Annotated in this window: 12 protein-coding genes; 9 read left to right on the forward strand and 3 right to left on the reverse strand. The window is 64.0% G+C overall.

Features of this window, described 5'->3' with window-relative positions; genetic code table 11:
* Nucleotides 1–15 precede the first annotated feature (15 nt).
* Nucleotides 16–1,104 carry an MBL fold metallo-hydrolase gene (locus M2361_RS05270; RefSeq protein WP_404976274.1) on the reverse strand — a complete coding sequence of 363 codons (1,089 nt, stop codon included), beginning with the start codon at nt 1,102–1,104 and terminating at the stop codon, nt 16–18.
* 187 nt (nt 1,105–1,291) lie between these two features.
* Between M2361_RS05270 and M2361_RS05275 the strand changes: the two genes are divergently transcribed.
* The 3 genes from M2361_RS05275 (at nt 1,292) to M2361_RS05285 (ending at nt 2,886) form a co-directional block, all read left to right on the forward strand.
* The gene (locus M2361_RS05275; RefSeq protein WP_259246689.1) at nt 1,292–1,909 is read left to right on the forward strand and encodes a TetR/AcrR family transcriptional regulator; all 618 of its coding nucleotides are present in this window, start codon (nt 1,292–1,294) and stop codon (nt 1,907–1,909) included.
* Nucleotides 1,910–2,083: 174 nt separating this feature from the next.
* Nucleotides 2,084–2,359, forward strand: a complete 276-nt coding sequence (locus tag M2361_RS05280) for a hypothetical protein (protein WP_259246691.1) — start codon at nt 2,084–2,086, stop codon at nt 2,357–2,359.
* 2 nt (nt 2,360–2,361) lie between these two features.
* A complete protein-coding gene (locus M2361_RS05285; RefSeq protein ID WP_259246692.1) occupies nt 2,362–2,886 on the forward strand; it encodes an AlpA family transcriptional regulator in 525 nt (174 codons plus the stop codon).
* A 64-nt stretch (nt 2,887–2,950) separates the two neighbouring features.
* Here the strand turns inward: M2361_RS05285 and M2361_RS05290 are convergent, their stop codons facing one another.
* Nucleotides 2,951–3,541 (reverse strand): hypothetical protein, encoded by a 591-nt coding sequence (locus M2361_RS05290; RefSeq protein ID WP_259246693.1) that lies wholly within the window; start codon nt 3,539–3,541, stop codon nt 2,951–2,953.
* A 327-nt stretch (nt 3,542–3,868) separates the two neighbouring features.
* On the opposite strand from M2361_RS05290, the gene M2361_RS05295 reads away from it, so the two are divergent.
* The 6 genes from M2361_RS05295 to M2361_RS05320 all read left to right on the forward strand — a co-directional run bounded on the left by M2361_RS05295 (nt 3,869) and on the right by M2361_RS05320 (nt 12,397).
* On the forward strand, nt 3,869–4,582 hold the full coding sequence (locus M2361_RS05295; protein WP_259246694.1) for a gluconate 2-dehydrogenase subunit 3 family protein: 714 nt from the start codon (nt 3,869–3,871) through the stop codon (nt 4,580–4,582).
* 6 nt (nt 4,583–4,588) lie between these two features.
* The gene (locus M2361_RS05300) at nt 4,589–6,364 is read left to right on the forward strand and encodes a GMC family oxidoreductase (protein ID WP_259246696.1); all 1,776 of its coding nucleotides are present in this window, start codon (nt 4,589–4,591) and stop codon (nt 6,362–6,364) included.
* A gap of 12 nt (nt 6,365–6,376) precedes the next feature.
* Nucleotides 6,377–7,693, forward strand: coding sequence for a cytochrome c (locus tag M2361_RS05305; RefSeq protein ID WP_259246697.1), 1,317 nt, complete (start codon nt 6,377–6,379; stop codon nt 7,691–7,693).
* A gap of 206 nt (nt 7,694–7,899) precedes the next feature.
* Nucleotides 7,900–8,403, forward strand: a complete 504-nt coding sequence (locus M2361_RS05310; protein WP_259246698.1) for an ATP-binding protein — start codon at nt 7,900–7,902, stop codon at nt 8,401–8,403.
* A gap of 83 nt (nt 8,404–8,486) precedes the next feature.
* The gene (locus M2361_RS05315) at nt 8,487–10,130 is read left to right on the forward strand and encodes a VRR-NUC domain-containing protein (RefSeq protein WP_259246700.1); all 1,644 of its coding nucleotides are present in this window, start codon (nt 8,487–8,489) and stop codon (nt 10,128–10,130) included.
* A complete protein-coding gene (locus tag M2361_RS05320) occupies nt 10,127–12,397 on the forward strand; it encodes an ATP-dependent DNA helicase (RefSeq protein WP_259246701.1) in 2,271 nt (756 codons plus the stop codon). Before M2361_RS05315 ends, M2361_RS05320 begins: the two co-directional genes overlap by 4 nt.
* Here the strand turns inward: M2361_RS05320 and M2361_RS05325 are convergent.
* Nucleotides 12,375–13,991, reverse strand: coding sequence for an MFS transporter (locus tag M2361_RS05325; RefSeq protein ID WP_259246703.1), 1,617 nt, complete (start codon nt 13,989–13,991; stop codon nt 12,375–12,377). The genes M2361_RS05320 and M2361_RS05325 overlap by 23 nt on opposite strands.
* Nucleotides 13,992–14,075 lie beyond the last annotated feature (84 nt).

A 14,075-nucleotide genomic window follows, 5' to 3' on the forward strand; every position in this document is an offset into this window, starting at 1 on the left:
ATTGTACTGGAGCGCTCAAGCGGCGGCGTTGCCGATTCGCCACCACGGGGAACCTGCCCCAGGCGCTTCCATCGCCACCCGTTCCCCCATCACAGGCGTCGTCAGCGCGACCCCTTTGGACGATGCCAGCGCCGCGATCCGTTCAAACGGGTCTTCCCACGCATGCAGCGCCAGATCGAAGGTGCCGTTGTGGATCGGCAGCAGCCAGCGGCCGCGCAGGTCCAGGTGGGCTTGCAGGGTTTCTTCGGGCTGCATGTGCACGAAGGCCCAGCGCTTGTCGTAGGCGCCGGTTTCCATCAGTGTCAGGTCGAAGGGGCCGTAGGCGTCGCCGATGGCTTTGAAACCGTCGAAGTAACCGCTGTCGCCGCTGAAGAAGACGCGCAGGTCGGCGTCCTGGATGACCCACGAGGCCCACAGGCTGCGGTCCGTGTCGGTCAGGCCGCGTCCCGAGAAGTGCTGCGCCGGGGTGGCGGTCAGGCGCAGGCCGTCGACGTCGGTGGATTGCCACCAGTCCAGTTGTTCGACGCGCGCGGGGTCGACGCCCCAGGCGATGAGCTGGTCGCCCACGCCCAAGGGGGTGATGAAGCGGGCGGTCTTGGCGGCCAGCTTGTCGATGGCGGCGCGGTCCAGGTGGTCGTAGTGGTTGTGCGACAGGATCACGCCGGCAATGGGCGGCAGGTCTTCGATGGAAATGGGGGGCGCGTGAAAGCGCGCGGGGCCGGCCCATTGGACGGGCGAGGCGCGCTTGGAAAATACCGGGTCGGTCAGCCAGTAGCGGCCGCGCAGTTTCATCAGGATGGTCGAATGGCCCAGGCGGTACAGGCTGCGGTCGGGCGCGGCTTGCAGGTCGGCCAAAGTGATGGGGCGTACGGGAATCGTTTGCGCGGGGACCGTGCCACGGGGCTTGGCGAAGAAGAAGGTCCACATGAGCTTCACGCCTTGCCAGAAGCCCAGCGAGGGGCGCGGCAGCGGGTTGCGGAAACGGCCTTCATGGTGTTGGGGCGACTGCGGGTAGCTGGGTTGGGCGGACGGGCAAGAGGTGAGGGCGGTCACGGCTAGGGTTCCAAGCGGGAAGGGGCAAGGGCGTTGCGGCTGATACAACATGCACCGCGCAAAAATTACACTGCGCAGTGTAGTTTTGATTTTCTGAAAAGTACACTGGCCGGTGTAAAATTTCGCGTCGCCAATGGGGCGAGTTTCAGCCACATACTTCAGCCACATACTTCAGCCGCGCACATCGACGCGCACACCTCGCCCGCGTGCGCCACCCACCTGACAACGAGCCCGCTTCATGCCCAATCCCCCGCTCCGCCTGACCGACCGCAAACGCCAGGCCATCGTGCGCGCGGCGGTGGAAGAGTTTCGGTCAGCCGGGTTTGATGCCACCAGCATGGACCGCATCGCCGCTGTGGCTGGGGTCTCCAAGCGCACGGTCTACAACCATTTCCCCAGCAAGGAAACGCTGTTCTCGTTGATTCTTGAAGAGCTATGGGCCAGCAGCGCGGCCAGCGTTGCGCTGGCGTATCGGGCCGACGTGGCGCTGGATCAGCAGTTGCGGCAGTTGCTGATGCAAAAGCTGGACCTGCTGGCGGACCCCAACTTCATCGACTTAGCGCGCGTGGCCATGGCTGAAATCATCCATTCCCCCGAACGCGCCCAGGCCATCGTGTGCCGCATGGGCGAGAAAGAGGGTGGCGAAACGGCGTGGATACGCGCGGCGATCCAGGACGGACGGCTAGTGGATGTGGACCCTGAGTTCGCCGGCCACCAGTTGCAGGGGCTGGTCAAGAGCTTTGCCTTCTGGCCGCAGGTCACGCTGGGGCAAGCGCCATTGAGCGCAGCAGAGCGTAAGCGCGTGGCTGATTCGGCGGTGGAGATGTTCCTGGGGTGCTACGCGCGGCGGGGGTGACGGGCGCCGTATCAGACTGAATGAAGGATCCAAGCATCCCTTGTTTTCACGGCGAGCAACGGAGAATTAAGCCTTTGGCGTAAACGGGTGGCAGCCAACCCGTACGCATCAATGTCGATTGCCATTAGTTGTCAGTTGACAACCTTGCCGATCGATTGAATACTGGGGGCTTACATGGTTCGTTCATCACATCCAAAGAAAGAGATTGAATCGGTGTTGCGTCACGCAGAGCAACAAGGTTGGCGCGTGAGGCTTGGTAGTGGTCATGCGTGGGGCCGCATCTATTGCCCCTACAACGATCAAGATTGCCGTCGTGGTGAGTTTTGTATCGCCAGCGTGTGGAGCACACCGAGAAACGCCGATAGCCATGCACGTTTGCTGCGCCGCGTACTGAATCAATGCACTGCGCATCTTGAGCAGACTAGAACCCTATCCCGTCGGGAGCCCTAACAGTGGAATACACCTTCACCTTGCGATATCGGTTGGGCCAAACCGAAGAGTCGCTTGACGACCTGATCGGCCGTCTGGCCGAAGCAGGTTGCGACGATGCCCTGGTCGGATCGGGGCAGCCTGGACGATTGGCGCTTGAATTCGCGCGAGAGGCCAACAGCGCCCGGGCGGCGGTGCATGGCGCATTGGCGGATGTGAAGCGCGCGATTCCTTCCGCGCGCTTGATCGAAGCCGGCCCTGACTACGTGGGGCTGACGGATGTGGCCGAGTTGATGGGCATGTCGCGCCAGAACATGCGCAAGCTGATGCTTGCGTATTCAGACAGCTTTCCCTCGCCGGTGCATGAAGGCAAGGCGTCTATTTGGCGCTTGTATCCCGTGCTGGATTGGTTGAAGGCCAAAGGTGGGTATGACGTGGATGACGGCTTGCTTGAGGTGGCCCGGGTGGTGCTGGACGTGAACGTCGCCAAGGATGGCATGCGGGCGCCGCCGTCAGCGCAACGGCAACTGGAGCGCTTGTTGGCTTGAAACGGTCAGCTTGAAACGGTTGGCGTGAACGGTGGGCGTGATCGCTTAGCCGCCGCCGCGCCTGCTAGAACAGATTCAACGCCCGCGCCACCCATAGCGCCAATCCCACGGCAATGCCGATCAACAATGCGCGGCGCAGCCCGCCGCTCTTGGGAACGGCCCCGGGGGACGCGGCTGGGTCGGCACTTGCGCGCGCAATTTCGGCGGCCTCAAGGGGGCGCGCCGGTGCGCTTGCGATAGCGTCCGCGCTGCCGTTGTCCGTCTCAATCGTGAACGCAGGCTTGCCTGCGCGCGCCGCGTGATCACCGGGCAGGTCTTCGATCTGCACGCCGGCGTTTTTCAGCATGTCCCACAGGCCTTTCATGCCTTCGCCGTCGCGCAGCGACTCGATGCGTTCGCGTTCCGCGCGCGGTACGTCGTCCAGGCTGTCGTAGTGGCGGCCGTTGACGGTGACCGCGCCGTTGTCAATATCGACCTTGAACGCTTCGCCGTTTTCCGTGCCGGCGTAGCTCCATTTTTCTTGCACGCTGACGCTGCCCAGCTTCCCGCCCAGCAGTTCTTCGATGTTCTCTTGCTGCTCGGGCGTCAAGTTCGTGGTGGAACTCCAACTGCGTGTTGTCGTCGAACTTTTCCAGATCTTCGTCTTGTCGTTCATGCCTGCCGTCCTTGGTGTTCCAACCGCGAAATATACAGAATTCGTTCACCTAACTGTCAGAAAAGCCCGCTTTTGCGGGCTTCTTACTTTGTCCTTAAAGCAAAACACTTTTCCATGTCAATAAATTCAATCTGATCTGGTCCTACAAGCAGATCAGATGCATGAATAAGCGCATAATGCCAGCACCTTCTCTTACGTCCCCATTGAAGAGCAGGTTCAAATTTTTCTGAAGTACAGAGCGTGTTGTCACTAGCTCGGCAGTTCGTGTTTCCAGGGTTCATGTTCGGTAGCGCGCTAGGACAACTTGGAATATTCACGGAGATGTCTATGACAGATGATGCAAAGCCGCGTCGTCGGTTTCTTCAGGCGTTGGCGATCGTGCCCGCGTCGACATTGGCGGTTGGCGCGCTGACCACTGGCTGTACCAACGCCGCGGACGACAAGACCGCCGCGGCGGCCAAGCCCTACGAACCCACCTATTTCACCAAGCCCGAATGGGACTTCATCGTTGCCGCGGTGGATCACCTGATCCCCGCCGACCAATATGGTCCGGGCGCGATCGAAGCGGGTGTGCCGGAATTCATCGACCGTCAGATGGAAACGCCGTTCGGCCACGGCAAGCTCTGGTACATGCAAGGCCCGTTCCACACCGACCAGGTGCCTGAACTGGGCTATCAGCTGAACCAAAACCCGCGCGAGGTCTATCGCCACGGCATTGAAGCCTGCAACGCCTGGTGCGTGAAAACGCACGGCAAGGTCTACGCCGAACTGGACAAGCCCTTGCAGGAACAGATCCTGAAAGACCTGCAAGGCAACAAGATCAAGCTGGAAGCCGTTCCCGCATCCACCTTCTTCAGCTTCCTGCTGGCCAACACCAAAGAAGGCTTTTTTGCCGACCCGATGTACGGCGGCAACAAGAACATGGTGGGCTGGAAGATGGTGGGCTTTCCCGGCGCGCGCGCCGACTACATGGACTGGGCCGACCAGCCCAACGTCAAGTACCCCTATGGCCCCGTGTCGATCTCTGGGGAAAAGGGTTAATCAATCATGGCAATCAAGAAAGACAAAGTTGATGCGGTACTGGTCGGATTCGGCTGGACCGGCGCGATCCTCGGCCAAGAGCTGACCGAAGCGGGCTTGCACGTGTTGGCGCTGGAACGCGGCGGCATGCAAGACACCCCCAAGGACGCCGAGTACCCCAAGGTGATCGACGAGCTGGCGTATTCGGTGCGCGGCAAGCTGTTCCAGGACCTGTCGAAAGAAACCGTGACCATCCGCCATGGCGTGGACGATGTGGCCGTGCCGTATCGGCAGAACGGTTCGTTCCTGCTGGGCACGGGCGTGGGCGGCGCGGGCTTTCACTGGAACGGCATGCACTACCGTGTGCTGCCCGAAGAGCTGGAACTGCGCACGCGCTACGAAACGCGCTACGGCAAGAGCTTCATCCCGGAAGGCATGACCATCCAGGACTTCGGCGTCACCTACGACGAACTGGAACCGTACTTCTCCAAGTTCGAATACGTGTGCGGCACGTCGGGCAAGGCCGGCAACCTGAACGGCAAGATCGTGGAAGGCGGCAACCCGCTGGAAGGCAAGCGCAGCAAGGAATTCCCGCTGGCGCCGCTGACCACCACCTACGGCGCGCAGTTGTTCGAGAAGGCCGCGCGCGAGGTGGGTTTCAACCCCTATCCGACGCCCGCGGCCAACGCTTCCGCCCCGTACACCAACCCCTATGGCGTGCGACTGGGACCCTGTAATTTTTGCGGCTTCTGCGAAAACTACGGCTGCTACATGTATTCCAAGGCATCGCCGCAGACGACGATTCTGCCGGTGCTGCTGAAGAAGACCAACTTCGAACTGCGCACGCATGCGCAAGTGATCAAGGTCAACCTGGATTCGACCGGCAAGAAGGCCGTCGGCGTGACGTACATCGACGCGCAAGGTCAAGAGATCGACCAGCCGGCCGACCTGGTGATCCTGTCGGCGTATCAGATGCACAACGTGCGCCTGCTGCTGCTGTCGGGCATCGGCAAGCCGTATGACCCCAAGACGAACGAAGGCGTGGTCGGCAAGAACTACGCCTACCAGATGAACGGCGCGGTCAACGTGCTGTTGCCCAAGGGCACGCAACTGAACCCCTTCGTGGGCACGGGCGCGGGCGGCGTCGGCATGGACGATTTGAACGGCGACCAGTTCGACCACGGCCCGCTGGGTTTCGTGGGCGGCGCCAGCATCCGCCACGTGCGCTACGGCGGCCGGCCGATCAAGCAAACGCCCACCACGCCGGGTACACCGTCGTGGGGCACGGCCTGGAAGGCCGGCGTGCAAGATGCCTACCAGCGCTACATGACGATCGGCATTTCGGGCTCGGTGATGTCGTACCGCGACGCCTACCTGTCGTTGGACCCGACCTACAAGGACGCCTTCGGCCAGCCGCTGTTGCGCATGACGTTCGACTGGCACGACAACGAGTTCGACATGCTGGGCTACATGGGCAAGCGCATGGAGACCGTGGCCAAGGCCATGAACCCGGAAAAGCACTTCGTGGCGGTGCGCAAGAAGGGCGCGCGCTATGACACGCGCGTCTACCAAAGCACGCACAACACGGGTGGCGCGATCATGGGCTCGAACCCCAAGGAAAGCGTGGTCAACAAGTACCTGCAAAGCTGGGATGTGCCGAACGTGTTCGTGATGGGCGCCTGCGTGTTCCCGCAGAACATGGGCTACAACCCGACCGGGTTGGTGGGCGCCTTGGCCTATTGGGCCGCGCAGGCCATCCGCGATCAGTACCTGAAGAACCCCGGCCCGCTGGTCCAGGCTTAAGGAGACGGAACAATGTTGAAGCAAACCATTGTTGCGGCCTTCTCGGCCCTGGTCGCCAGCACCGCTTTCGCGGCGGACGGCACGCCCGCGTCGAACGACGCCCAGATGATCAAGCAGGGCGAATACCTGTCGCGCGCCGGCGATTGCATTGCCTGCCACACGGCTGGGGGCGGCAAGCCCTTTGCCGGTGGATTGGGCATCGAATCGCCGCTGGGCACGATTTATTCGACCAACATCACGCCCGATAAAGAAACCGGCATCGGCAACTACACGTACGAGGACTTCGACCAGGCCGTGCGCCATGGCAAGGCCAAGGATGGGCATTCGCTGTATCCGGCCATGCCTTACACCGCCTACGCCAAGGTCACGCCCGAAGACGTGAAGGCGCTGTACGCGTACTTCATGCATGGGGTCGAGCCGGTCAAGCAGGAAAACAAGGACACGGATATCTCGTGGCCGATGTCGATGCGCTGGCCGCTGACCGTGTGGCGCTGGATGTTCGCACCCGACGTCGTCAACGGCCCGGCCGCCAGCGACCTGAAGGGCGCGGACCGCGCGGCGCTGCTGCGTGGCCAGTACCTGGTTGAAGGGCTGGGGCATTGCAGCACCTGCCACACCCCGCGCGGCTTTGCCTTGCAGGAAAAAGCACTGAGCGACGCGGACGGCTCGGCCTTCCTGTCGGGCGGCGTGGTGGAAGGCTGGCTGGCCAAGAACCTGCGCGGCGACGTCGTGGACGGCCTGGGTAGCTGGACCAAGGAAGACATTGCCGTCTTCCTGAAGTCGGGCCGCAACGGTCATTCGGCCGCATTTGGCGGCATGGCGCAGGTGGTGCAAGACAGCACGCAGCATCTGACGGACGACGACCTGAACGCCATCGCCGTGTATCTGAAGAGCTTGCCGCCGGTCAACAAGGATGCCGCCAACAAGCCCTTGGCCTATGACGAAACCGTGGCGCAGGCGCTGCGCACGGGCAAGGACAAGGGCGACGGCGCCATGGCGTTCCTGAACAACTGCGCGGCCTGCCATCGCAGCACCGGCAAGGGTTACACGGAAACGTTCCCGCAGTTGGCGCTGAGCTCGACGGTGAATTCGGCGGACCCGACGTCGCTGATCCACATCGTGCTCAAGGGTGCGCAGATGCCGGGCACGACGGCGGCCCCCACCGCCTACGCCATGCCTGGCTTTGACTGGCGCATGACCGACAAGGAAGTCGCCGATGTGGTGACCTTCGTGCGGTCAAGCTGGGGCAACAAGGGCGCGGCGGTCAGCGCGTCGGATGTGGCCAAGGTCCGCAAAGACGTGGGCGCGGCAGCGCAGCCGGCGCGATAAGGTGGTGTTGGGTGGGCGGCCATTGACAAGAATTCGCGCCAAGCGCAATCTCTTGCCCATGCGCCGCCCCCTGACCGCCTTCGCCGTGATTATTAGCCTCCTTGGTACCAAGGTGGGTTAGCGCGCATCGGCATATCGCTACATAAACCCGCCAACCGGCGGGTTTTTTGTTGGCTCGCCAGGCACACGCTCCAGGAGAGCCTTGCATGACACCTTCGTCCTCGTTACCCGGCACCTTGCACTTTCTCTGCGGCAAGATCGCCGCGGGCAAGTCCACATTGGCCGCGACGCTTGCCTCGCAACCCGGCACGCTGTTGATCAGCGAAGACCATTGGCTGGCGGCGCTGTATCCCGGCGAGATCCAGGGCATCGCGGACTACGCGCGTTGCGCCGAGCGGCTGCGCGACGCCATGGGCGGCCATGTGGCGGCAGTGGTGGGGGCGGGGGTGTCGGTGGTGCTGGACTTTCCCGCCAACACGCGCCCGGCTCGGCAATGGTTGCTTGAGGTGGCGCGGCAAGCGGGTTGCCCGCATCAGCTGCATTATTTGCAGGCGTCCGATGCGCTGTGCAAGGCGCGGTTGCGCGCCCGCAATGCCGCCGGCACCCATGCGTTTTCCACCTCGGACGCGCAGTACGACGCCATCACCGCCTACTTTGTCGAACCCGATCCAGAGGAAGGGCTGAACATCGTGCCGCACGTGCAACGCTGAAAATAGTGGCAAAAATGGCCCGGTGCGACGCCGGGCCGCCTGCTATGATTACTGGATAAAAAACCAGCTATCCAGCCCGGCCGATGTTTCCCCCGCACCGCTACTACTACTTGCACAATTTCCAGCGCGCTTTGGCGTGGGTCGGCGACCGCTATGTCGACCTGCTGGACGCTGACGAGCACCGTTTTCTGGCTGACTTTCAGGCCCTGCCGCAAGCCTCGCAGGCCTTGATGGTGCGCATGCTGATGCGCCGTGGGCCGTGGTTTCGTGCCAGCCGGCTGGTCTATGAGGAAATCGGCGGCGCGGTGGATGCGGCCGCGCCGCTCGCGGCGCTGGGTTGGCTGGACGCGCTGGCGCCGATGTCGCTGGACGAACTGTTCGGCCTGCATACCAAGCCGGAACTTTGCCGGCTGGCTTTGGATCTGCCCCTTAAACCCTCCGCCCGCAAAGCCGATCTTCTGGACGCCCTGCGCGTCGCGCACGACACCCCCCGGCCATACGCCGAATGGTTTCCGGGTTCGCAAGAACCCGTCTGGCGCGTCATGGTCGGCGATCTTTGCGAACGCTTCCGGCTGATGTTCTTCGGCAATCTGCACCAGGACTGGTCGGAGTTCGTATTGGCCGACCTGGGTGTGTTCCAGTACGAGACCGTGCTGTTTGATGCCTCGTCGCGCGCGTTCCAGACGCGGGCAGACGTGGATGCTTATCTGCAATTACATGCGTGCCGCACGGCGTTGGATGACGGCGCGGACGTTGCCGCTTTGCTGGCCATGGTGCAAGGCTGCGTCAGCCAGAACGCCTGGCTGGAAAAGCGTCGCGCCAAGGTGCTGCTGCGGATCGGCCAGGCGTGTGAACGCGCGCAGGATTGGGCAGCGGCGCAAGCGGCCTATGAACACTGCGCCTACCCCGGCGCGCGCCATCGTCGCATTCGCGTCCATGAACGCATGGCGCGGTATGACGAGGCTTTAACCCTGGCGCTGCAAGCGCGCGACGCGCCCGAAAGCGAAGAGGAAAGCCAGCGCGTGGCCCGCATGCTGCCGCGCTTGTATCGCGCCGTGGGTCAGGGCCGGCCCACCCGCGCGCCCGCCCACGCCGTGCCGCGCACCGACCTGACGCTGCAACGGCCAGCCACACCGGCGTCGGTCGAATTCGTCACACGCGACCACCTGCATCAAGACGATGCGCCCGTGCATTACGTGGAGAACGCGCTGCTGAATTCCCTGTTCGGCCTGCTGTGCTGGCCGGCCGTGTTCGCGCCCTTGCCGGGCGCGTTCTTTCACCCGTTCCAGCGTGGCCCGGCCGACCTGGACGCGCCGGATTTTCACGAACGACGCCAGGCGCTGTTCGCCGATTGCCTGGCGCAGTTGGACACACCGGCTTATCGCGACCTGATCCTGCAACGCTACGCCGACAAGGCGGGCGTGCAGTCGCCGTTTGTGTTCTGGGGCGCCTTATCCGAAACCTTGCTGACCCAGGCGCTGGACTGCCTGCCCGCCGCGCACCTGAAGCTGGTCTTTACTCGCCTGCTGCGTGACGTAAAGACCAACCGGTCAGGCCTGCCAGACTTGATCCGCTTCTGGCCGGCCGAGCGCCGCTATGAGCTCATTGAAGTCAAAGGCCCCGGCGACAAGCTGCAAGACAACCAGATCCGCTGGTTGCAATACTGCGTGGCGCACGGCATGCCGGTCCGCGTTTGCCACGTTACGTGGCAGGAGGGCGCGGCATGAGCTACGCCGTGGCGGTGCGCGCGCTGTGCGAATTCACGGCGCGGGCCGGTGACCTGGACTTGCGCTTCACGCCCGCGCCAAGCGGGGTGGAGGGCATGGCGGGGCACGCGGTCGTGACGGGGCGGCGCGGGCCTGACTACCAGACCGAGGTGTCCTTGTCCGGCCAGCATGAAGGCCTGCTGGTGCGGGGGCGCGCCGATGGCTATGACCCCGTGGCTAATCAGCTTGAAGAGATCAAGACGTACCGAGGTCAGTTGGACAGCGTGCGCGAGAACCATCGCGTGGTGCATTGGGCGCAGGCGCGGGTCTACGGGCATCTGCTTTGCCAAGCGCGCGGGCTGGAACAGGTGCGCGTGGCGCTGGTGTATTTCAACGTGGTCACCGAGGAAGAAACGGTGCTTACGGAAACGCACGACGCCGCCGCGCTGCAAACGTTCTTCCAGGAACAGTGCGACCGCTTCCTGGCATGGGCCAAGACCGAACTCGCGCATCGGCAGGCGCGCGATGCGGCGCTGGAAAAGCTGGCGTTTCCGCATGGTGAATTCCGTGCCGGGCAGCGCGATCTGGCCGTGGCTGTGTACCGCACGGCGCGTGATGGGCGCTGCCTGATGGCGCAGGCGCCCACCGGTATCGGCAAGACGCTGGGTACGATCTTCCCCATGCTCAAGGCCAGCCCCGGCACTGGCCTGGACAAAATCTTCTTCCTGGCGGCCAAGGGCTCGGGCAGGGCGCTGGCGGTTGAAGCGCTGGACACGGTCAACGGGCAGCCCGCCGCGCCCGGCTTGCGCGTGCTGGACTTGCAGGCGCGAGATAAAACCTGCGAGCATCCGGACCTGGCCTGCCACGGGGATTCCTGCCCCTTGGCGCAGGGCTTTTACGACCGCTTGCCCCAAGCGCGTCAGGCAGCGGTGCAGCACGCACGGCTGGACGCGCCCACGGTGCGCGCCGTGGCTCGTGAACACAGCATCTGCCCGTACTACCTGTCGCAAGAGCTGATCCGCTGGAGCGACGTGGTGGTGGGCGACTACAACTATTACTACGATTCGTCGGCCATGCTGTACGCCATGACGCAGGCCTACCAATGGAAGGTGGCGGTGCTGGTGGACGAGGCGCACAACCTGGTTGACCGCGCCCGCCGCATGTACACGGGGGACTTGGATCAGGCCTCGTTGTCGGCGGCGCGCTATGCCGCGCCGAAGGCCTTGAAGAAGCCGCTGGATGGTTTGCAGCGGTCGTGGAATGCGCTGAACAAGAAGCAGGCAGAACGCTATCAAGCGTATGACGCGGTGGCGCCGGGTGTGCTGGCGGCCGTGCAGAAAGCGGTGGGCGCCATCATGGAATACATGGCCGAGTCCCCCTTGCCGCAAGACGACCCGGTGCTGACGTTCTACTTCCAGGCGCTGCAATTCATGCGTCTGGCCGAGCAGTTCGGCTCGCATGCCTTGTTTGATGTGACGCTGTCGGACGTGGGCGTGGCCAGCGCCAAGACCCGGCCGTCCACCCTGTGCGTGCGCAATGTGATCCCCGCGTCTTACCTGGCGGCGCGCTATGCGGCGGCGCACGCTACCGTGCTGTTCTCGGGCACCTTGAGCCCGCAGCAGTTTTATCGCGACACCTTGGGGCTGCCCAACGAAACACCTTGGATAGACGTGGCCGCGCCGTTTCAGGCCGAGCAACTGGCGGTGCGCGTGGTGGGCAATGTGTCCACCCGCTATCGCGACCGCGAGCGTTCGCTGGCGCCCATTGTTGACCTGATCGCCACGCAGTACGCGGAACGCCCGGGCAATTACCTGGGCTTTCTCAGCAGCTTTGACTACCTGCGCCAGGTGTCGGACCTGATGCGCGCACGCCATCCGACGGTGCCCATCTGGCTGCAAACGCCGGGCATGGACGAAGCGGGCCGGGCAGGGTTTCTGGCGCGTTTTACCGAAACCGGCCAGGGCGTGGGCTTTGCGGTGCTGGGCGGCGCGTTCTCGGAAGGGGTGGACCTGCCTGGCAAGCGGCTGATCGGCGCCTTCATCGCCACGCTGGGCCTGCCGCAAGTGAACGCCGTGAACGAAAACATGAAGCGCGCGATGGACCTGCGCTACGGCGAAGAAAACGGCTACGACTACACCTATCTGTACCCCGGCATGCAAAAGGTGGTGCAGGCGGCCGGCCGCGTGATCCGTACCGAAAGCGATGTGGGCACGGTGCACCTGATTGACGACCGCTACCGCCGCGCCAAGGTGCGCGGGCTGCTTCCTAGCTGGTGGCGGGTGGACTAAGCCGCGCCGCGACCGTTTCGCGCCGGCCCAGTAGCAGGGTGATGCACAGCGCCGTCAACACGGCGATGCCGGCCAGGGCATGCAGCACGTGACGAAAGGCGCTGTCATAGGCGTCGTGCAGCAGTGGCATGGTCTCGGCCGTTGCGTGCGGCAGCAGTGCGGCGGCTTCGTCCAATTGGCCCAGCGCCGCGCGGTTGGCGGCCATCACCAGGGCTTGAGCTTGTGGTGCGTTTGACTGTGCTTCGACCTGGACTCCGGGCTGGGGGGCGGGCAGGGTGGCCGGCAGTGAGGCCGACAGTGAGGCCGACAACTGCGTCTGGATCAATAGCGCCAGCAGCGCGCTCAGTACCGCGATGGCAACGCCGTCGGCCGACACGCGCACTGTGTTGAAGATGCCGGTCGCCATGCCGACGTTGCGCGCATCGACCACGCTGACCGCCATGGCGTCCATCAAACCCCATGGCAGACCGATGCCGCAGCCGATCAACAGCATGGGCATCCACAGGCCCGCCGCGCCCGCGGCCATCACGTCGGCCAGCCAGATCAAGCCCGCCGCCACCGCGATCAGTCCGATGGCCGACAGCAGGCCAGGGCGGAACCAGCGCGTCAGCAGCGCGGCCAGGAACGGCACGACCAGCAAGGGCGCGGCCAGGCCGATCATCAGTTGCCCGGCTTCCAAGGCGCTGTAGCCGTCGATGCCGATGAAGCGGCCGGGCAGCAGCGCGATCAGCGCGATGAACAGAAACGCCGGCGACGCCGCCAAGACCTGCACGCCCACAAAGCGCGGGCTGCGAAACAGGCTCAGGTCCAGCATGGGGCGGGCGACGCGGCGTTCAATACGCACGAAGGCCACGGCCAGCAGCACGGAAGCCAGCAGCGCGCCGACGACGTGAGCGTCCGTCCAGCCCGCCTCGGGCGCCAGCAAGATGCCGTAGGTGAACAGCCCAAGCGCGCCGGTAAAGCTGATGGCGCCCGGCCAGTCCAGCCGGCCTTGCGCCACGCTTGCCGTGGGGCGCACGCTGATGGCCACCATGACGGCGCCCAGCAGACCCACCACGCCCGTGGACAGAAACACCCACTGCCAGCCGGCCACCTGCACCATCCAGCCGGAAGCCAGCGGCCCGAACGACAAGCCGATGCCGAAGGTGGTGCCCAACAGGCTGAACGCGCGGGTGCGCGCCACGCCATGGAAAAGCGGCGCCAGCGACGACATCGCCGCGGCAAACGCGGCCGCGCCGCCCACGCCCTGCATCAAGCGCATAAAGTTGATCCAGCCGGTCGTGGGCACGAACGCAATGGCGAAGGTCGTGACGCAAAACATCGCCAGGCCCAGCAGCCACACCCGCCGAGGCCCCACCAGATCGGTCAGGCTGCCCGCCACCATGATCACGCTGCCGTAGGCCAGGATGTAGCCGTTCAAGATCCAATTCAGTTGCACGGGCGTGCCGCCCAGGTCGTGGCTGATGGACGGCAGCACCACGGCGGGGCCGGTGAAGCACAGCGGAATCAACAACGCGGTCAGGCAGGCCGACAGCAGTTGCAGCCAACGGTGGCGGGGGGCTGGAAAGGGGGTGGAAAGGTCGGGGGTAGGCATGACGCACATCAGGGAATACAAAAGGGATGGCCAGCTTATGAGCCCCGGCATAAAAGAAAAATAGGCTAGGATTCCTAACATTCC

Origin of the sequence: Achromobacter sp. JUb104, from assembly GCF_024806975.1 — a bacterium.
GTDB lineage: Bacteria > Pseudomonadota > Gammaproteobacteria > Burkholderiales > Burkholderiaceae_B > Achromobacter > Achromobacter spanius.